Raw genomic sequence first — 19,194 nt, 5'->3', positions numbered from 1 at the left:
GTATCTATCATCTCACGATGAAGTAGCCAATGGTAAAAGGAGACCTGCTGCAGACTTAAAACATAGAGGTTGGGGTAATGGTGAATATGATGCTCAATACCAAACACTCACAGGACTTGCGACTGCTATCTTTGCAAGAGGAATACCTATGATATTTATGGGCGATGAGATACTTGAAGGTTATTATTCTGGAGACCAAGAGTGGTTTAGAGATGATGTTCCGATAAACTGGTCTAAGATAGGGAACCCAAGAGTCACAAATACTTTGAGAGCGGTTAGAGACTTAATAAAGATAAGAAAAGAACGCGTAAATAAACCTTGGTATGTCCCTATAACAATACATCATAACCCGGGCAACAAAGTAATAGGTTTCTCTAGGACACCTGGTGGTAGTGATGATATTTATGTGATAATCAACTATGACAAACAAAACTATTCTTCTTATGATATTCCATTCCCAAGTTCTGGAACTTGGAATTTAATCTATGCATCACCTAGTAGTGCTTATGGAGATATTGAGGATGATATTTATTTGACAGGAAGTGTAAGCTATTCCGGTGGAAATGCTAATATAAAAATACCTCGATACGGTGTTTTGATATACAAAAAGGAGTAATTCTTAAAAACCCTAGTTGAATAACTAAAAGTTTGTTATCCAAAATACTAAAGTGCCAATACTAAGGAAAAATGAAGTAAAAGACTATAATAATAAGGAACCCTTTGTAATATACGACGAAGGAAATTATTACGGAATATTCAAAAAAAAAGAAGGCAAACTAAATAGTAAAAGTATAGTTTCAATACCTGAAAATGTTTTACCTTATGATCTCAGATGGAACTACAAATTGATCTATGATATCCTATCATTTAAAACAAACTACAAATTAAAATTCACTTTTCTAGAAGTAAAAAATAGTAATGGTAAAATTTCTTATGAAGGGGTCTGTTTCATAAATGCAAACATTAGCAAGATAACTTCATCCATAGAAATAGATCTAGAAAAAACCATTTTCAACACAAAAACAATTAGTAATATATCAAGAAAAACACTTAAACACTCAATACTAGGAATAATTCCTCAAGAAATCCAGAAAGTTATAAGAAACACTCAAACACTATACTTACGTACCCACGAAGAAATATCTTATATACCTTTTGAAATACTCTTTGACATTTTCGGAATACTTGTAAAGAGGGTTTTCTCAATAAATAAAAACAGAATAAGTTCAGGTTATAAGAATAAGTTTCTTATTCTATTCAAGGAAGACAAAAGATTTAAATACATACAAGAAGAATCAAATGAAATATACAAAAAGCTCAAAAATAACTTTACTGTTGAAATTTCGAGTGATATAAAAAGTGTAGAAGACCTTGGTGTACTATTTGGTAGTAACGATGTTGTATTTATTTCAGCCCATACTAACAATAGCGGAATTGAAATTGGCGATATTATATTAAACAAAAAAAGTATAAAACATATACATACTCCACCTAAATTTGCTTTTTTTAACAACTGTCACTTTGGAGAAATAGAAGATGTAGTAAGTCACCTAATAAATAGTGGTAGCATAGAGATAATTTACCCTGCTTTCAAAGTACCAGACTCTTGGCAAACTAAGTATTTCTCAACTACTTTTTTTGGAATAATCTCAGAAACCTACGACTTCGACTTATCGTTCTATATAACATCTTTAATATCGAAAAATAAAAACTACTACAATCACCTTCTATACAGGATAGCCTGCTAGAGATATAACAAAAACTACTTTACAATCTTGGATATTATCTTTCTTATTTTAGATGCTTTTTCGAAATTTTCTTTAACAACTTCAATCATCATCTTGTTAGATAGGTAATCTTTGAATTTTTCTTTTATATATATTTTTCTAAAAACTTTAGGTACCCTACCTTCAAAAGTTGCTGGTTTTCGTTTAATTTTATTTCCGAAGAAATCGATACAGTGAATACATCCCATATGTTGGCTTCCAATAACATCTTCAAGTGATGTATTACAATGCGGACACAACATATTGTTTTTCTTCATATTATTTTGCTTCTCAGGTTTATTATCGTTATGCTTCTCAGGTTTATTAGAGGCTATCATATCTATTATGTTTTCAAATGAAAGTATTTCTTCCTCAAATTCTTCGATATCTTCATTATTTCCTCCAAGATTTCTTATAATATTTTTGTTTATCAGGTCGATAATTCCACTTATAAGATTATCAACATTCTCTATATCTAGGCCAAACTTGTTTATACAATATTTACACAAGTGAACATTAACCTTATTTCCATTATTGTGAAGGTTTATACTTATCATACTTTCATTAACACCACATATAGAACACAGCATAAGTCGCCTCACTATATAAATAATAATACATAGTTCAGTAATTTACAACTGTTTTTACTATCAAAGCACAAGGTTACAAAACTCTACTACTAACACTTTCAGCACCTAGCTTTTAGCTATCTTTGTATTAAAGCAAAGTTCCCCATTTCTGCAAGTAGAGAAGCACCGGACTAAAACTTAAGGACTTTTATTGAATATTCACTGTAGTTTTTTTAAAATAAACCAAAAGTGAGGAGGACAATAATGGGAAGGTTATACCTAGCAATCATGATAACATTGGTTACATTTAGTTTCATATATGGGCAGGATGTTTCTGAAGTTATAACTATATCAGATAACGACAATAAATGGTGGACAACCCCTATTAAACATGATAAATTACCAACTTGGCATAATTCAGTAGGTTATGAGATATTCGTTAGGAGTTTTTATGATAGTAATGGGGACGGTATAGGAGATTTTAACGGTATTATCCAAAAGCTTGACTACCTCAAATCTCTAGGTGTAGACTACATTTGGCTCATGCCAATACACCCTTCGAAAGAGTATCATGGATATGATGTAATTGATTACTATGATGTAAATCCCCAGTTTGGAACAATGGCTGATTTTGAAAATCTGATCAAAGAAGCCAAAAAAAGAGGTATAAAAATCATACTTGACTTTGTTTACAACCATACATCAAGACACCACCCTTGGTTTATTGATTCAGCTACAAACGAAAACTCAAAATACAAAGATTGGTATGTTTGGAGCAAAGAGCAACCTGCGGGAGATTGGCCTAATCCAACAGGACAATCAAAACAAAATGTCTGGAATAAATTTGACTTCATAACAAATGCATACAGATACGGATGGTATTTTTACTCAGCATTTAATTTTGGCATACCTGATCTAAATCTTGAAAACACAAATGTTGTAGCTGAACTGAAAAAAATTGCTAAGTTTTGGATCGACAAAGGAGTTGATGGATTTAGATTAGACGCAGCTAGATTTGCAATAGCAAAAGGCCCAGACAAACAGGCAGATACTCAAGAAACAATAGAGTTTTGGAAAGACTTTATGGCATACCTAAAGAAAATCAAACCAGACATATATGTTGTATCAGAGATATTTGCAGGACCTAGTATAGTTGAAAAATACTATCAAAGTGGCAAAACCTTCGATAACGCTTTCAATTTCGAATTCGCAACATCATTCGCTTTACCACCATTAGTTGCTTCAAAATCAAAAGCAGCAATCAACGCGCTAAACGGGTGGTATAATAATAAACAAATACCTATAACATTTCTATCACCATTTTTGTCAAACCACGATACAGGAAGGTTTGGTAGTAAGATAAGGAACGATGATGCAATAAAGATGGCTTTGGCTATGCTATTAACAACACCCGGCGGAATGCCGTTCCTGTACTACGGAGATGAAATAGGTCTACCAGATGATACTAAAGTACTAATAGGTGACGGAGATAGAAGAAGTATAATGCTCTGGGATGACACTAAATTTGGAGGATTTACAACAGGTCCCAGAATATGGCATGCAAGATATAATCCAATCGAAACAAATTACTCAGTAAAAATTCAAGAACAAAATTCCAACTCAATTCTAAATTTCACAAAATCTCTGATTAATCTAAAAAAGAACAAAACAAAAGCATTTTACTCATTCGCTGATTTCAAAGCACTGTCAACCAGTAAAGACACAATATTAGCATACGCCAGGAAATATGATAACGACTACGCAATAGTAGTATACAACCTTAGTAAAAGAGACGAAATACAAACATCATTAGATATACCTTCATTGCCTAACAATATTCGTTTTACTGAAGGATTAAGCTCCCAAGGTAGTGATTTAAAACCAATAGGAGAAACATTATCTCAATCAAAGAAAGTAGATATCAAACTAAAACCTAGAGAAGTAATCGTATTGCTATTCACAATACCTCAGCAGAAAACTCGCTAAAGTTGATACCTATAAAACCATGTTATAATGCTTTACATTACGAATTTAACACTTCCGAAAATAAGCCTTATGAGTAAGTTTTTAGATATACTAAAGTATATGGTTCTATTCATGTTATTCACTAATTTTCATAGTTTTAGCCAAATAGGTATACAATCAAAATACATAGAAGTAGTGATGGATAGTTCAAGCGGGAGATTTTATATATCAACTCTCACGGGAGATCCAGATAATCCAAATGATGACAAAAAAAAGATACTTTTTGATAAAATACCACCTACTACCTACCCATCGCTAATCGTTGATGGAGAGGGATTCGCTGTAGGTATAGACAATGGCTATTTTGAAAACAAACCTGGAATAGCAAAAAACAAACTTACATGGACATGGAGACCAAAAAAGTTTGATAAGATAAAATTAATACAAGTACTAGAAATCGTCACAAACCCATTTACAATGAGAGACGACATGGTAAGAATAAGCTATATTTTAGTAAACGAAGATAATAAAGAAAGAAAAGTTAATGTGAAACTACTCCTAGACACAGTTTTGGGAGAAGGAGATGTCGAACCATTTTATATACCATTTTATGGAAAGATTGACAATGAGACAGTCTTCTATGAAGCTAATATGCCTTATATATGGTACTCTTTTGACTCAATAAAAACACCAAAGGTTAGAACAATGGGAATCGTAAGTGGAATAGGAAATGTCTCAACCCCATCCATGTTAGTATTTGCTAACTGGAGAAAGCTAGATAGAGAAAAAGGGTACTACACACCAGAAGTAGGAAGTAGCCTAGGAGGTGGATTACTCGGAGGAAGAGATTCAGCAGTATGTATATATTTCAAAGAAACGATCATTAAACCACAAGAGTTAATATTATACTCAACTATGTACGGAATGTATGGAGATACATTAAAGAGATTCGACAATTTTTCGGCTTCACTAACAGCACCAGAAGAAGTCTCAAAATTTCCTTTCAATACATCACTATTAATAGAAAATACATCTGGGGTAGATATAAGAAACCTTAAAGTAGAAATTCACTTAAACACCAACTATTTCTATACCACAAACTCTACAACCTTCTTTATAACAAACTTCAAACAAGGAGAATCAATTACTTTTTGTTGGGAAATATTTAAGAAAGATAATGTCACCGATGGAGAATATGAAATAAAAGCAAAAATATCAGGTTTAGCAATATCAACAAACATAGAAGGTGAAATATTTAGAAAGTTCAAAATAGTTGAACACACTAATATCCAGCAAATTGATACAAAAGAACTTGGAATAAAGCAAACTAATATATCTACCAACTTTTTGCAAACAAATGTATTATTAGTAACTAACTTTTTTACAAACTACATAACCAATACAACATACATAACAAACATCTACAATTACGTACCTCTCGATAGTATAGAAAATGTAAAGAATATAATCTATAAACTCAATAAAGAATTAGACTATCTCATAACAACATACTACATATCCACAGATCCCGAAGAAAGAGAAAAAATCAGAGATAGAATAAACCTAATAAGGCAACAAATAGAAGTAGAAAAAGAAAAACTAAAATCTCTAACAGAACTTCGGCGATAACTATATAGCAACATCTTTATAAACTAAACACAAAATTTAAACCTTAAACTTCTTAGTTTAACTTGAAAAGAAGACAATTTCATATTTAAAATGAGTTGAACTTTAGAGAGGATTTTATGGCTAGGTCGGTTAAAAAAGGTCCTTTTGTTGATAAACATCTATACAAGAAAGTTTTGGAGATGATAGAGAGGAAGGATAAAACTCCTATAAAAACTTGGTCAAGAAGGTCAACTATAATACCTGAAATGGTAGGGTTAACAATATCGGTTTACAATGGTAAAACATTCATACCTGTCTATATAACTGATCAAATGGTAGGACATAAACTTGGTGAGTTTTCTCCAACTAGAATATTCAGAGCACACGGTGGTAAAAAAGCAGAATTACAAACCAAATAGGAGGAATCTATGGAAGGTATATGTAGGGCAAAGTATCTAAAGATATCACAAAAAAAGATGGTTAGGTTTATAAGCGTAGTCAGAGGTAGAAGATTAGATTTAGTTTTAGCGTACCTTGAGATGTTACCACACAAAGGAGCTAAGTTTCTTTATAATGCTATAAAGTCTGCATATGCTAACATGGTCTACAAAGGATCAAAAGCTACCTTGAAAGATGCTTTTGTTAAAGATATAAAAGTAAATCAATCATTCAGCATAAAAAGAGTAATACCTAGAGCAAGAGGATCAGCAGATATTATAAAAAGAAGATTTAGTAGTATATATGTAGTAGTATCTGACGAAGTTACAAAGGAGGAATAATATGGGACAAAAAGTTCATCCATTTGGTTTAAGAGTAGGAATATCAGAAAAATGGCTTTCTAATTGGATTGCATCAAGCAGAGAAGAGCAGGTTGAAAATGTGCTACAGGATGCTAAATTGAGAGAATTCATATTGAAGAGGTACAGGTTGTCTGGTATTTCAAAAATAGAAATATCAAGATTCGCATCAAGAATCGATGTTATAATATACACATCTCAACCAGGTATCATAATAGGAAAGAGAGGAACAGAAATAAAATTACTCGAAGAAGAAATACAAAAAAACGTACTCAAAAACTCAGATAAAGAACTAAATGTATCCGTTGTTGAAATAAGAAGACCCGACACAGATGCACAAATAGTTGCAGAAACTATAGCTAAGCAAATTGAGATGAGAATACCTTACAAGAGAGCAATGAGAAGAGCATTACAAAGAGCAGTTGACGCTGGAGTAAAAGGAATAAGAATAAGATGTTCAGGTAGATTAGGTGGGGTCGATGTCGCAAGATCAGAAGAACTAAAATTTGGTACCGTACCACTTAGTACCTTAACCGCAAAAGTCAGGTATGGCTTCGCAGAAGCAAATAGTACTGTAGGAATAGTAGGTGTAAAAGTATGGATATATGAGTAAAGGAGGTGTATTATGCCATTATTAAGTCCTGCAAATCCAAAATGGAGAAAACCACATACTTCTAAATTAAGCGGCGTAGCAACTGATACTCTATTATCTTTTGGTGAATATGGCGTTATAGCACTCGAACCAACCTTCCTAACAGATAAACAAATAGAAACAGTAAGAGTATTACTATCAAGGCAAATGCCAAAAGGTGGTAAATACTGGATAAGAGTATTTCCAGACAGATCTTACACCAAAAGACCACTAGAAACAAGAATGGGTAAGGGTAAAGCAGATGTCGATCATTGGGAAGCAGTAGTCAAAAGAGGTAAAGTTATATTTGAATGGATAGGAACAACAGAAGAAATTTCTAAAAAATTAGCAAAAAGTATTTCTGCTAAAATAGGTATAAAAGTTAAATTAGTTAAAAGAACAGAAATAATATAGGAGAGAGGTCTATGGCTTTCACAAAAAAAATAAAGCAATTATATGTTAACATGTCTATTGAAGAACTAAAAAAAGAGCTTGAAAAATTTGCATCTGAATATAACTCCATGATCATAAACAAATCAATAAAATTACCAGACAACCCTATGAAAATAAGAAGAACTAGAAGACTTATAGCACTCATAAACACAATAATAAGAGAGAAAGAGCTCGGAATAAGGAAGTAATGATAGAATTAGTCGAAATCTCAAAATCTTATTTTGTCAACAAAAAAGCCAAAATACTTTTCCAGGATGTTTCATTTGAAATAAAAGAAGGTGACTTTATATCCCTTACTGGAGAGTCAGGTTGCGGTAAAACAACTCTACTCAAAATAATAGCCGGGGTTGAAAATCCCACATCCGGCTATATAGTTTACGATAACCACAGGCCTAGAATATTCAAAGATTTCTTTATATCCAAGTTTAGAAGTAAAAACATAGGCTTTGTGTTTCAAACATTTGAATTAGTTGATCAAGTATCTGTACTAGATAACGTCTTACTACCTATATACATTTCAAATGAATCTAGGTCAAAATATATCGATAAAGCAAAAGAAATACTTAAGTATGTAGGCATGGAAGAATATATAAACAGCGACGTAAGAATACTATCAGGAGGGCAAAAACAAAGAGTATCTCTAGCAAGAGCACTCATAAAATCACCTAAATACATATTAGCAGATGAACCAACAGCAAATCTTGATGAAAAAAATTCTTTGGAAATAATATCTCTACTTGAGAAAATAAATCAAGAACAAAATATAGGAGTAGTATTTATAACACATAGACAAGATGTTATGAATTACTCCAACAAAATAATATCAATAGTAGATTCAAAAGCAATTATTAAAGAAAATAATAAGCATGAACCTAACAAAAACAATATTTCAAAGGTAAATAGAAAGATTAAACGAAAACAGTTAAATAAACAAATTTAAATTTTTTGATCCAAAGTCCAAGAGCACAAAAATTAAATTATCTTAAACACTTCAAATCACAACAATCTCAGAAAAAAAACCTAAACTATGTAAGTAGCAGATTTTCTTACTCTATTCATTATTGAGTATCCAATACCTTTTTCTTCTAACCTCTCAACAAGTATCAATATAGTATTTTCTTTATCAAATATCCTATAAGCAAAAAATAAATTTCTAGCACAGTCTATTATATCGTTTTTACACCATTCCAATTCTACTATATCCTTAATCCCCCAATATTCAAGTAATTTTCTGAGTTTACTTAAGAATTTAGGGCGTCCTAATAATCCTATTTTACCATTTTTATATTCTTTCACAACCTCATAAACTTTGTTTATATCGTTAACCAAAACAACATGACACTTTGGAGAATAGTGTTTATATTTTTGTCCTGGTGATATAGGTTTATCAACATCACGTTCATCAACATATAGTACCTCAACTGGCTTTTTAAATTGAGCTGATGTTACAAATTCTTCAAGATCTTCTTTTGTTACAAATCCAGGTCTAACAATTAGTATAGTAAATTTCTCCGGAGCTTCTTCAACCTTGACTACAGTTGACTCAATACCTATATGAGTTCTACCACCATCTACAATATATGGTATTTTCCCTGAAAACTCCTCTATAACCGTATTTGGATCAGTAGCACTTGGTTTACCAGATATGTTAGCACTAGGTGCTGCTACAGGTACTTCAGAAAGCTCTATCAGTTTTCTAGCTATTGGGTTATAGGGAATTCTAATACCAACAGTGTCAAGACCAGCAGTAGATATAGCAGATATTACTTCTTTTTTCTTAAGAACTACCGTTATAGGCCCTGGAGTAAAGGTATCCAAAATCTTCTCTTCCACTTCATTAGATACACTTGCATACTTATACACTTCATCCTTCGAATGTAAATGCACTATAAGAGGATTATCATACGGCCTACCTTTTAACTCAAATATTTTCTTAACAGCTTCTGACATAGTAGCGTTAGCTCCAAGTCCATAAACTGTCTCTGTAGGAAAAGCAACTACATCCCCCATTTTTAAGCTATTTGCTGGTTTTCGAAGTAAATACAAATCTTTATCAATTTCGTCAACACTAATTCTTACTATCCTAGTTTCCATAACTACCCTTCCCTACCATTAGAATATTTAGGTAATAAATAATTAGAAACCAAATATAAATTAAAAAACAAGGTAAGAGGAATAAATACCATAACCCAAAAAACACCTAAAAGATATCCAACTAAAACTACTACCCCAAAAAGATAATTCAAAATTATACTTAAAACTCTTGATTTCTTTATCAACATCTTTGTACTCTTTGAAGCCTTTATAAGCATAAAAGGTATAATAATACTCCTAGTTGAAGATAAAATAGTATTATTCTTGCCAAAAAATAAACTGAAATATGGCATTTTCATAAGACCTATATCCTTAGGAGAAATCTCTACAAAACTATCCATCACTGACTCATTCTCATCCGAAAACATCCTAGCAAAATCCTGAAACGAAGCTTTAGGTATATTATAGAATATATGAAACTTTTCAAGAAAGAATTTTCTTTGTTCATCAGGAGCATTTAAAAAATCATTAAAATCTATAGCAGAAAACTTAGTTGTATCAACATTCACTATACCAAAAAGCTTATCCAAATCTTTCAACGACATTTCCGTTAAAATGTAAAATCTTGTATTACTCTGTTCTATTTCATTAGTACTGTAACTATATTCCCTAAATAACACCAAAACATACGGATAAAAACTTTGACTTCCTTCTTTTCTAAGTATAACTAGACCATTTCCACTGTTTACTCCAATAATTCTACCAAATTCACTAACATAAGAAGATAAATCCAAAATCCCAAAAACAACATCATTATATCTAAACCTAATAGTTGACAATTCTCGAAGTGAGTTTGAAATACTTACATCTTCTATTTCGTAATTCCTTATAGTTTTAGTATCTAAACCTAGAGATGTAAGATCATTTATAATTGGATTTAGAATCACTTTAATTCCCACATCCTTAGATTTTTGATAAACTGTTCCCACTACCAGAAACGTATCTAATATTTCTTGTGGTAGCTCCGATTGCCTGTACAACACTTTATCAAAACTCAAAATCTTGTTCTTTGAAACTATGTAATAACTTACCTTATTAAAATCAAAGGAAGATAGATCAACTTTAATTATCATTTTCTTTATCTCATTTATCTCAGAAATTCTGCTACTACTAGGTAAAAATACACCATCATTATACAACTTCTTTGTTATCAAATACCTTATGTAATTTAAGATAATATCAAAATTCCTATTTGATATAACATAAAGCACACCCCAAAAAATTGAAAGAGATACCCAAAACTCCTTATAAACGTAGAGTATCAATAGAGAAACTAACACCGATAACAACATTGAAAAAATAGTAGACTTAACATTAAACCTATCCTGCACAGCAGGATAATCAAATATGTTGTTAGGGGAACTCTTATTTATTACAATACCCTTTCCAGAACCTTTGACTATTATTGAATTAGAGAATATAATGTTAGAAAGTTCATATATTTTGAATTCTTTTTTAGGCAAAGTTACGGCACTCTTACCTACTCTCCTTTGCTCACCAAATACCTTGCTTTCATCAACAACTAAGCTATTAGATTCTATAACTCTCAAATCAAAAGGTACTACATCATCTTTTGAAACTAAAACAGTATCTCCTATATTAACATCAGATTCATAAACAACACACACCTTATTATTTTTTACAACTTTCACCATAGGCGAATGGATCCTTCTAAGAGTTATATCAAACTCTATAAATCTTTTAATTATAAAGTAGTACATAGATACAAACACTAGCAATATTAATACACCAACAATAGTAGCTACTCTATCAACTATAAAAGACAATAAGAAAATACTAACTACAAATCCCCAAAACTCAACCCCCAAAGACAATATTAACCTATAAAGAAAGTAAAAACCAACAGAGCCAGTACTCTTAATTTCAAAATGTTTTTTATGTTGTTCAAGATAATCGTAAAGCTCAGAAATCTTAAGTTGAGAAACTAGCAAATAATTGATATTCATAAATTACATGATTAATAGTATTCATTATCATACCATTATTTCAAATTTAGCAGAAGTTACAAAAAAGCTTAAAAAATATCAATAATTTAACCACAATCATACCATTTTTTAGCAACAAATAAGTTTTTAACAAAATCCAGTAAAGCCTAATAATCTAGTATCATAACACCAACAATAATGAAAGTAATACCTAAATTACTTAATAATTTTAGACTTGTCAGAGGATAAAATATGGATTTATCTCTCATAAAAAAGGGTGTTGTAGAAATAATATCAGAAGAAGAACTGATCAAAAAGATAGAAACAAAAGGTAAATTGAGAGTAAAGTTTGGCGCAGATCCTTCAGCACCAGATTTACATCTAGGACATACTGTACCTCTTATTAAATTAAGACAATTTCAAGAGCTAGGACACACTGTAGTTTTCATAATTGGAGACTTCACAGCAATGGTAGGTGATCCATCTGGAAGAAGTACTACCAGAAAAAGACTTTCAAGAACAGAAGTAATAGAAAATGCTAAAACATATCAAGAACAACTATTTAAAATACTAGATAAATCAAAAACAGAAGTAGTATATAACAGTGAATGGTTTGACAAAATAACATTTGAAGAAATATTAAATCTAACAAGTAGATATACCGTCGCAAGAATGCTCGAAAGAGATGATTTCGAAAAAAGATACAAAAGTGGTATTCCTATATCTATTATGGAATTTTTATATCCTCTCATGCAGGGATATGACTCTATCATGGTAAAAGCAGATGTTGAAATAGGAGGTACTGATCAGAAGTTTAACCTTCTTGTGGGTAGAGAATTACAAGTTGAATATGGATACGAACCACAAGTTGTCATAACGTTACCACTACTAGAAGGAACAGATGGCATAAGAAAAATGAGTAAAAGCTTTGGTAATTATATAGCCATTAACGACAACCCACTTGATATGTTTGGTAAAATTATGTCAATACCAGATACTCTAATATTTAAATATTTTGAACTGCTAACAGATTTACCACCAGAAGAAATTGAAAGGCTCAAAAAACTCATGTCAGAGGGAATGAATCCAAGAGATATAAAAGCAATGCTCGCAAAAAAGATTGTATCCTTCTTCTACGGAAATAAAGTAGCTGAAAATGCCAGTATAGAATTTGATAAAATATTCAAGTACAAAGAAATACCAACTGAAATACAAGAAGAATACATACCTAAAGGTAAATACAAAATAGTTGACCTTGTAGTACAACTTAAACTAGCTCCGTCTAAAAGTGAGGTTAGAAGATTAATACAAGGTGGTGGCCTCTACATCAATAACGAAAGAGTAAAAGACAATGAATATGTATTGGAAGTATCATCAGAGGAAATAATAATCAAAGTAGGTAAAAGAAGATTTGTTAAAATCATACCAAACTAGAATATTGTTTCATCAAAACATATTTTGTTGAAGCGGAAGTATCTATCATTCATATTTCATTATGTTTGTATAGAATCACTCAAAGTCATATTAGTCATATGAAATATGAAGAAATAGATGACATAATAGTTATACAATTACCTAACGCCATGAATATTTCAGAATCAAAAGATTTTAGTAATCTGATGGAGTTTTTGATACAAAAAGGTTTTTCTAAATTTGTAATTGACTTCAGCAAAACAGGATTCATTTCAAGTGCATTTCTAAGCATAATAGTCTCAAATAAAAAAAGACTTTTCGAAACTAACGGTAACATAGTTCTCGCAAATATATCTCAAAACGTAGAAAAAATACTAGAGATAACAGAGTTAATATCATTCTTTAACATATACCCAACTGTCGATGAAGCAATAAATTACTTCAAGACGGCAATTTAACGCATCATACCTAATTATATCTCTAGATTATAGAGAGAAGATCTTTACAAGTTCCGATTATATTACCTTTCCTTTCTTCTTGTAGACTATCGAGAGTATATTAGCAACAATAGAGTAGTATTCAGGAGGTATTTCATCACCTATATCAACTGATGCATAGAGTGCTCGTGCCAACGGTCTATTTTCAACAATCTCAACCCCATTTTCTTCAGCTATCTTTCTTATTCTCAATGCTAGTGAATCAACACCTTTAGCAACAACGGTAGGTGCGTTCATATATGATGGTTCATACTTTAAGGCAACAGCATAATGCGTCGGGTTTGTTATCACTACATCCGCTGTAGGTACTTCACTTAGCGATCTTCTCTGAAGAACCTGTTGTTCTAACTCTCTTATTCTTGCTCTTATCTGTGGATCACCTTCAAATTCCTTTATTTCTTGTTTTAGTTCCCTAGGAGTCATATACAAAGATCTTCTAAAACTCCATCTCTGATATAGGTAATCAAAAATACTGAAAATTAAAAGAGCAACAACAGAAATATTAGCAACCTTAAACGAAAAACCTGCTATATAGAAAAAACCCTGCATTGGTTCATTAAACATTATCTTTTTAAAGTTCTCTATTTCGGAAACTATAACAAAATACAAAGCAACAGAAAGAATAAATATTTTGACAACTGACTTAAATAAATTAAAAAGTGCATCTCTTGAGAAAAAAACTCTCTTGAAATTAGCAGGTATATCAAAAACTCTCCTTAAATTTGGGACAAGCTTCTTCCAAGATAAATTAAATCTAGTTTGCAATCCATGACTTAATATACTTGCCAAAACTGCTAAAAACATAAGCGGTAACAAAAAACCTAAGACTACCCTGACAGAGATAAATAACATATTGTTGAAATTACTTATACTTATTTCTTTCGAACCTATAGTCTCAATGGCAACATTGAATACTTCATATACTCCCCTAAATATATTCATTGCCATAAACGATATAGCCCAGAACATAAGAAGCAAAACTATACCACTAGCTAAATCTTGTGATTGAGGAATGTTCCCTTCTTCTCTTGCTTTTCTCAAGCGATATTCAGTTGGCTCCAGCGTTCTACCTTCATCTTCTTCAGCAAATATCTGAAGATCAATAAATTCTAACCTTCTATAAGTAACATCCATTAATCAATTCCCCTCCCATCTAATTAAATTATCTAATAACTCAAAAGCTCTTTCAAATAAATCTCTATATCTAATAAATGCTCTACTGTACTCTACATCATAAATAGCTAAAATCACACAATTTTTTGATAAGCAGGTAATATTCAATGAATTTATTATACGAATCTATCTGCAAACCAAATTACATCTTTACAAGTAAACAACATCGTATCTAAGGATATAATAGTTTTATTGATTATTATCTCTTCAAATTGAAACATTGAAATAAAATCTTTGATAATCCTAGCGAGTTAGGAGGTTGTTATGCCAAAAGAACATGTGATAGACGAAAAGAATATAAATACTGTTTTAGCAGAAGACATATCTTTTAAAGGTGTTTTGAAGTTTTCAACGTCTCTTATGATAAAAGGTACTTTTGAAGGTGAAATCGATGCTACAGGACATCTAGTTATTGGACCGAAAGCACTTGTAAAAGCACAAATAAAAGCAGCCACAATCACAAATTATGGTGAAATAATAGGCAACGTTGAAGCAACAGAGAAACTTGAAATGATAAGTGGTGCAAAGTTAACTGGAGATATAAAAACACCAGATCTCTACATTGAGTCAGGCTGTATCTTCAACGGTAACTGTTCTATGCCTTCAAAAGCTGCAAATCCCCACCCCAATAAAGTATAAATCACCATGGATTTTAAGAAAAACGCAGTCTTAGTACTTAAAGACGGAACTGTATTCTATGGAAGATTTGTAGGATATGTAGGTACAACCTGGGGGGAAGTTGTATTCAACACCGGAATGACAGGATACCAAGAAATTCTTACTGATCCTTCTTACCATAAGCAAATTGTTGTAATGACATACCCTCATATAGGTAATTATGGAGTTAACGATGAAGATGTCGAATCTGACACTCCAAAAGTAGCTGGGTTCGTAATGAGAGAAATTAGCGAATATCCCAGTAATTCCGAAGCAAAAAAGTCACTAAGAGATTACCTAATAGAACATAAAGTAGTAGCAATTGATAGAGTTGATACAAGGAAATTAACAAGGCACATAAGAAACCATGGTGCTATGATGGCTATAATTTCTGATAAAATAGATCAAATAGACAAACTAAAAGAAGAAGTCAAAAAATTACCTGACATGGTTGGACTCGATCTAACAATACACGTATCAACCAAACAACAGAAAACACTCATAGAGCTACCTTCGTATGATTATAACATAGTAGCACTGGATTATGGAATGAAGTGGAATATTGCAAGACTTTTCGCAGAAAGAAAAGCAAAAGTTACATTCTTACCTTATACTGTTTCTGCTAAAGACGTACTTTCGCTTAAACCTGATGGAATATTTGTATCAAATGGTCCAGGAGATCCAGCAGCAATAACTCATGCAATCAAACTTATAAAAGAACTAATTGGGAAGAAACCAATGTTTGGTATATGTCTAGGACATCAGTTAATATCTCTGGCCTTAGGTGCTAAAACATATAAGCTAAAATTCGGGCATCATGCGATAAATCATCCAGTAAAAAACTTAAAAACAGGTAAGGTTGAAATAACATCTCAAAACCACGGTTTTGCAGTTGATCCTAATACCTTACCAAAAAATGTAGAAGTATCTCATATAAATTTGAACGATCATTCTGTAGAAGGTATTCTATGTGAATCTCAGAACCTAATGGCAGTTCAATACCATCCTGAAGCAGGTCCTGGTCCTCACGATTCAAGATACTTATTCGACGAGTTTTTAAGTATGATACAATAACTATTCTCTACCTATATATTCAAACCTTTCGGTATCTATGTATACGTAATCTCCATTCTTTATAAAACCAGGTACCATTATCTCAATTCCTCCTTCTATTATAGCAGGTTTCCAAACACTTTTATCTGTACCAGAAGAAACATCTCCTGTCTGTTCTACTTTTACTTTTATCTTATCAGGTTTATTAACTGATAAAGCTCTACCTTCATATACGACAACTTCAACCTCATCATTCTCCTTCAAGAAATTACCAAATTTACCTAAAGAAGAAGCACTAACCTCATACTGCTCATAACTCTCCTGATCCATAAAATAAAATGTATCCTGATCTCTATAAGAAAACACACATTTGACTATATGTACATCAGGTATTTCAACTTTATCTGAGGGATTAAACCTTTTATCGTGGTAACTACCTGTTGATAAAACAACATATTTAACATGAACTATAGAACCAAACTGCCCCCCACCACTCTTCTTATCAATCTCAACTACTCTACATACTTCATTATCTACCTTTATGAAATCTCCCTTGTGAACATCTACGATACCCTTTGTATCCAAAGCCATATTCTCCTCCCTTATGCTTAATTAAGTTTATAAAAGATATAACCAATTTTCAACTGACGATGAAATACTTTACCTTAAAAAGTCATATCCCTTTAACATAAAAAGCTACAACTAATATAGAAATTCAACTATTTCTAGAAAACATAAGCTTACATACATAAAAATAAATCCTCAGAAAGGAGGTTTGATATGAAAAGATTGATTTTATTTGCAGCGGTAATTTTAGCCAGTAGCAGTGCATTCGCTTGTTTTGACACATATTTATTCTTCAAAAAGTACTCAATGGTTTATCCTAAGGGTAAGTTTGTAACCGATGCTCTCTTAGAGTATTCTGCTAACACAATAACTTCTCCCGAAAACGATACATTTTTTGCAAACTTAAACTTCTTTTATGGTATTTCCGAAAAATTATCCATTCAATTAGGAATAGGAAGCAAGGAAATCACAAGAAATGAAGTCTTCGAGATAGAAGAAATTGGAATAAGAGGTGTATTCAATATTATCTCCGAACCTTTGTTTAAATCCTCTGACAACTTTACACTAGACATTATACTTGAACATCACCAGGGGATATTCGGTACAGACATGAGCTTTGAGTTTTCACTACCTGGGATAATCTACATTGGAAACTTAATAGGAGTAATACACCCCGTTTTTTCTCTAGAAGATATTGTGAATGAATCGATTGAGTATACCATGGGTGGACACATTGGTCTGTTTTACCTTATAAATAACACAGCACTAGTTGGAATTGGAGCAGAATACCGAAGTTCACAAAACGGTTCAACTTTTGGTTCCAGAATTATTGAAGGAGAGATAGGAGTAAGCTTATTCCTTGGAGCAAAACTTGGTGATAACATGTATCTACAAAACGAATTTGCTAAAGGGCTCGCAAATTCAAGAGATTTCGGATTAGCAGTTACCTTAAAGATTATTCCTTAGATCAAAAAACTAAATAACAAGGGGACCTAAGTCCCCTTGCTAACCCAACTTAAAGACCTAACGACTTTCTCACCTCTTGTAAGCTCTTCTTTGGTAATGGATAGAAACCAACTTTTTCTACAAGATCTTGTCCCTCTTTTGATAGAATCCAAGATATGTATGCTTTAACTTCAGGTCTATTGAGTTGTTCATCAGTTAGATAAATGTACAAATATCTAGAAATTGGATAAAGTCCTTTTAAAGCATTATCCATACTAGGTTCATAAGCTTTTTCACCAGATTTTGGAGAAATACTTAATGCTTTAGCTCCTTTTAGATATCCTATACCACCATAACCTATACCATACTTATCTCTTTTGACTGCATTTAAAACAGAAGCAGTACCTGGCATTTGCTGCGCTAGAGGATCAAAATCTTCGTTACCAAGGACGTGTTCCTTAAAGTAAACATAAGTTCCTGAATTGTTCTCTCTTGAGTAGAGTTTTATAGTTTTGTTTTCCCATCCTAATTCAGACCAATTCTTTATCTTACCAGTAAATATATTCTTAACAGTAGCCATATCCAACTCTTTTATGGGATTAGCACTGTTAACATAAACTGCTATAGCATCTATCGCTACAGGAACTTCAACTAGTTTGCCACCAGCAGATTCAATCTGTTGTTTCTCCTTATCTTTTATTGGTCTTGAAGAATTAGCAAGGTCTGTTGTTCTATTTATCAACGCTGCTATACCGGTACCAGAACCACCACCAGTAACCTGAATAACAACATCCTTATTCTTCTTCATATAAACCTCAGCCCACCTTTGACCAAGGATAACCATAGTATCTGATCCTTTCACAGTTATTGTTTTGCTTTGAGAAAAAACAATAGGTGAAGTAATCAGCATCGCAACAACTAAAATTGATATAAACTTTAAAATTTTCATAGCATCCTCCTTTAAAGTTATATATAATCTTAAAGATTGTTTGTAAAATTAACGTAAAACCGAATTTATGAAAACGTAAAAGCCGATAATTTATTCTTATTTTGTTTTTCT

Annotated in this window: 21 protein-coding genes; 15 read left to right on the top strand and 6 right to left on the bottom strand. The window is 32.0% G+C overall.

Going from position 1 to position 19,194, the window contains the following annotated elements:
* A partial coding sequence (locus N2712_05230; GenBank protein ID MCX8029383.1) for an alpha amylase C-terminal domain-containing protein occupies nucleotides 1–616 on the top strand: 616 nt, incomplete at its 5' end.
* Nucleotides 617–668: 52 nt separating this feature from the next.
* Nucleotides 669–1,748, top strand: coding sequence for a hypothetical protein (locus N2712_05225; GenBank protein MCX8029382.1), 1,080 nt, complete (start codon nucleotides 669–671; stop codon nucleotides 1,746–1,748).
* Between the two features lie 14 nt (nucleotides 1,749–1,762).
* Here the strand turns inward: N2712_05225 and N2712_05220 are convergent, their stop codons facing one another.
* Nucleotides 1,763–2,356 (bottom strand): hypothetical protein, encoded by a 594-nt coding sequence (locus N2712_05220; protein MCX8029381.1) that lies wholly within the window; start codon nucleotides 2,354–2,356, stop codon nucleotides 1,763–1,765.
* Nucleotides 2,357–2,599: 243 nt separating this feature from the next.
* Here N2712_05220 and N2712_05215 point away from each other — a divergent pair, with 243 nt between their 5' ends.
* From N2712_05215 to N2712_05180, 8 genes are all read left to right on the top strand, one after another.
* Nucleotides 2,600–4,321 carry an alpha-amylase family glycosyl hydrolase gene (locus N2712_05215; protein MCX8029380.1) on the top strand — a complete coding sequence of 574 codons (1,722 nt, stop codon included), beginning with the start codon at nucleotides 2,600–2,602 and terminating at the stop codon, nucleotides 4,319–4,321.
* A 69-nt stretch (nucleotides 4,322–4,390) separates the two neighbouring features.
* Nucleotides 4,391–5,929 (top strand): hypothetical protein, encoded by a 1,539-nt coding sequence (locus tag N2712_05210; GenBank protein ID MCX8029379.1) that lies wholly within the window; start codon nucleotides 4,391–4,393, stop codon nucleotides 5,927–5,929.
* A 116-nt stretch (nucleotides 5,930–6,045) separates the two neighbouring features.
* Complete coding sequence (rpsS, locus tag N2712_05205) at nucleotides 6,046–6,327, top strand: 30S ribosomal protein S19 (GenBank protein MCX8029378.1); 282 nt, start codon at nucleotides 6,046–6,048, stop codon at nucleotides 6,325–6,327.
* 9 nt (nucleotides 6,328–6,336) lie between these two features.
* On the top strand, nucleotides 6,337–6,687 hold the full coding sequence (locus N2712_05200) for an uL22 family ribosomal protein (GenBank protein MCX8029377.1): 351 nt from the start codon (nucleotides 6,337–6,339) through the stop codon (nucleotides 6,685–6,687).
* A 1-nt stretch (nucleotide 6,688) separates the two neighbouring features.
* The gene (gene rpsC / locus N2712_05195; GenBank protein ID MCX8029376.1) at nucleotides 6,689–7,318 is read left to right on the top strand and encodes a 30S ribosomal protein S3; all 630 of its coding nucleotides are present in this window, start codon (nucleotides 6,689–6,691) and stop codon (nucleotides 7,316–7,318) included.
* A gap of 12 nt (nucleotides 7,319–7,330) precedes the next feature.
* Nucleotides 7,331–7,750 (top strand): 50S ribosomal protein L16, encoded by a 420-nt coding sequence (rplP, locus tag N2712_05190; GenBank protein ID MCX8029375.1) that lies wholly within the window; start codon nucleotides 7,331–7,333, stop codon nucleotides 7,748–7,750.
* An 11-nt stretch (nucleotides 7,751–7,761) separates the two neighbouring features.
* Nucleotides 7,762–7,977 (top strand): 50S ribosomal protein L29, encoded by a 216-nt coding sequence (gene rpmC / locus N2712_05185; GenBank protein ID MCX8029374.1) that lies wholly within the window; start codon nucleotides 7,762–7,764, stop codon nucleotides 7,975–7,977.
* Complete coding sequence (locus N2712_05180; GenBank protein ID MCX8029373.1) at nucleotides 7,977–8,729, top strand: ABC transporter ATP-binding protein; 753 nt, start codon at nucleotides 7,977–7,979, stop codon at nucleotides 8,727–8,729. The genes rpmC and N2712_05180 overlap by 1 nt, the downstream gene beginning before the upstream one ends.
* Nucleotides 8,730–8,809: 80 nt before the next feature.
* Here the strand turns inward: N2712_05180 and N2712_05175 are convergent, their stop codons facing one another.
* Nucleotides 8,810–9,883, bottom strand: a complete 1,074-nt coding sequence (locus N2712_05175; protein MCX8029372.1) for an L-threonylcarbamoyladenylate synthase — start codon at nucleotides 9,881–9,883, stop codon at nucleotides 8,810–8,812.
* Between the two features lie 2 nt (nucleotides 9,884–9,885).
* Nucleotides 9,886–11,850 (bottom strand): hypothetical protein, encoded by a 1,965-nt coding sequence (locus N2712_05170; protein MCX8029371.1) that lies wholly within the window; start codon nucleotides 11,848–11,850, stop codon nucleotides 9,886–9,888.
* A 231-nt stretch (nucleotides 11,851–12,081) separates the two neighbouring features.
* Between N2712_05170 and tyrS the strand changes: the two genes are divergently transcribed.
* Nucleotides 12,082–13,263, top strand: a complete 1,182-nt coding sequence (gene tyrS, locus N2712_05165; protein MCX8029370.1) for a tyrosine--tRNA ligase — start codon at nucleotides 12,082–12,084, stop codon at nucleotides 13,261–13,263.
* 98 nt (nucleotides 13,264–13,361) lie between these two features.
* On the top strand, nucleotides 13,362–13,700 hold the full coding sequence (locus N2712_05160) for an STAS domain-containing protein (GenBank protein MCX8029369.1): 339 nt from the start codon (nucleotides 13,362–13,364) through the stop codon (nucleotides 13,698–13,700).
* 57 nt (nucleotides 13,701–13,757) lie between these two features.
* Here N2712_05160 and flhB read toward each other — a convergent pair whose 3' ends face one another.
* Complete coding sequence (flhB, locus tag N2712_05155; GenBank protein ID MCX8029368.1) at nucleotides 13,758–14,873, bottom strand: flagellar biosynthesis protein FlhB; 1,116 nt, start codon at nucleotides 14,871–14,873, stop codon at nucleotides 13,758–13,760.
* 303 nt (nucleotides 14,874–15,176) lie between these two features.
* On the opposite strand from flhB, the gene N2712_05150 reads away from it, so the two are divergent.
* Together N2712_05150 and carA are read left to right on the top strand one after the other, a co-directional pair.
* Nucleotides 15,177–15,551 (top strand): polymer-forming cytoskeletal protein, encoded by a 375-nt coding sequence (locus N2712_05150; GenBank protein ID MCX8029367.1) that lies wholly within the window; start codon nucleotides 15,177–15,179, stop codon nucleotides 15,549–15,551.
* Between the two features lie 6 nt (nucleotides 15,552–15,557).
* Nucleotides 15,558–16,643, top strand: coding sequence for a glutamine-hydrolyzing carbamoyl-phosphate synthase small subunit (gene carA / locus N2712_05145; protein ID MCX8029366.1), 1,086 nt, complete (start codon nucleotides 15,558–15,560; stop codon nucleotides 16,641–16,643).
* Here the strand turns inward: carA and N2712_05140 are convergent, their stop codons facing one another.
* Complete coding sequence (locus tag N2712_05140) at nucleotides 16,644–17,213, bottom strand: hypothetical protein (GenBank protein MCX8029365.1); 570 nt, start codon at nucleotides 17,211–17,213, stop codon at nucleotides 16,644–16,646. It lies immediately after the preceding gene.
* Between the two features lie 189 nt (nucleotides 17,214–17,402).
* On the opposite strand from N2712_05140, the gene N2712_05135 reads away from it, so the two are divergent.
* A complete protein-coding gene (locus N2712_05135) occupies nucleotides 17,403–18,155 on the top strand; it encodes a hypothetical protein (protein MCX8029364.1) in 753 nt (250 codons plus the stop codon).
* A gap of 49 nt (nucleotides 18,156–18,204) precedes the next feature.
* Here N2712_05135 and N2712_05130 read toward each other — a convergent pair whose 3' ends face one another.
* Nucleotides 18,205–19,083, bottom strand: a complete 879-nt coding sequence (locus N2712_05130) for a PstS family phosphate ABC transporter substrate-binding protein (protein MCX8029363.1) — start codon at nucleotides 19,081–19,083, stop codon at nucleotides 18,205–18,207.
* Nucleotides 19,084–19,194 lie beyond the last annotated feature (111 nt).

The organism is Brevinematales bacterium (genome assembly GCA_026415355.1).
Taxonomy (GTDB): Bacteria; Spirochaetota; Brevinematia; order DTOW01; family DTOW01; genus SKYB106.
Note: the sequence above shows the minus strand (reverse complement) of the source record. Positions and strands in the feature narration are given on the sequence as shown.

Excerpts from the sequence above, each read along its gene's own strand:
- N2712_05130 (MCX8029363.1), bottom strand. The coding sequence starts at position 19,083 with ATGAAAATTTTAAAGTTTATATCAATTTTAGTTGTTGCGATGCTGATT.
- flhB (MCX8029368.1), bottom strand. The coding sequence starts at position 14,873 with ATGGATGTTACTTATAGAAGGTTAGAATTTATTGATCTTCAGATATTT.
- carA (MCX8029366.1), top strand. The coding sequence starts at position 15,558 with ATGGATTTTAAGAAAAACGCAGTCTTAGTACTTAAAGACGGAACTGTA.
- N2712_05150 (MCX8029367.1), top strand. The coding sequence starts at position 15,177 with ATGCCAAAAGAACATGTGATAGACGAAAAGAATATAAATACTGTTTTA.
- tyrS (MCX8029370.1), top strand. The coding sequence starts at position 12,082 with ATGGATTTATCTCTCATAAAAAAGGGTGTTGTAGAAATAATATCAGAA.
- rplP (MCX8029375.1), top strand. The coding sequence starts at position 7,331 with ATGCCATTATTAAGTCCTGCAAATCCAAAATGGAGAAAACCACATACT.
- N2712_05175 (MCX8029372.1), bottom strand. The coding sequence starts at position 9,883 with ATGGAAACTAGGATAGTAAGAATTAGTGTTGACGAAATTGATAAAGAT.
- N2712_05215 (MCX8029380.1), top strand. The coding sequence starts at position 2,600 with ATGGGAAGGTTATACCTAGCAATCATGATAACATTGGTTACATTTAGT.
- rpsC (MCX8029376.1), top strand. The coding sequence starts at position 6,689 with ATGGGACAAAAAGTTCATCCATTTGGTTTAAGAGTAGGAATATCAGAA.
- N2712_05160 (MCX8029369.1), top strand. The coding sequence starts at position 13,362 with ATGAAATATGAAGAAATAGATGACATAATAGTTATACAATTACCTAAC.
- N2712_05210 (MCX8029379.1), top strand. The coding sequence starts at position 4,391 with ATGAGTAAGTTTTTAGATATACTAAAGTATATGGTTCTATTCATGTTA.
- rpmC (MCX8029374.1), top strand. The coding sequence starts at position 7,762 with ATGGCTTTCACAAAAAAAATAAAGCAATTATATGTTAACATGTCTATT.
- N2712_05135 (MCX8029364.1), top strand. The coding sequence starts at position 17,403 with ATGAAAAGATTGATTTTATTTGCAGCGGTAATTTTAGCCAGTAGCAGT.
- N2712_05200 (MCX8029377.1), top strand. The coding sequence starts at position 6,337 with ATGGAAGGTATATGTAGGGCAAAGTATCTAAAGATATCACAAAAAAAG.
- N2712_05170 (MCX8029371.1), bottom strand. The coding sequence starts at position 11,850 with ATGAATATCAATTATTTGCTAGTTTCTCAACTTAAGATTTCTGAGCTT.
- rpsS (MCX8029378.1), top strand. The coding sequence starts at position 6,046 with ATGGCTAGGTCGGTTAAAAAAGGTCCTTTTGTTGATAAACATCTATAC.
- N2712_05180 (MCX8029373.1), top strand. The coding sequence starts at position 7,977 with ATGATAGAATTAGTCGAAATCTCAAAATCTTATTTTGTCAACAAAAAA.
- N2712_05220 (MCX8029381.1), bottom strand. The coding sequence starts at position 2,356 with ATGCTGTGTTCTATATGTGGTGTTAATGAAAGTATGATAAGTATAAAC.
- N2712_05140 (MCX8029365.1), bottom strand. The coding sequence starts at position 17,213 with ATGGCTTTGGATACAAAGGGTATCGTAGATGTTCACAAGGGAGATTTC.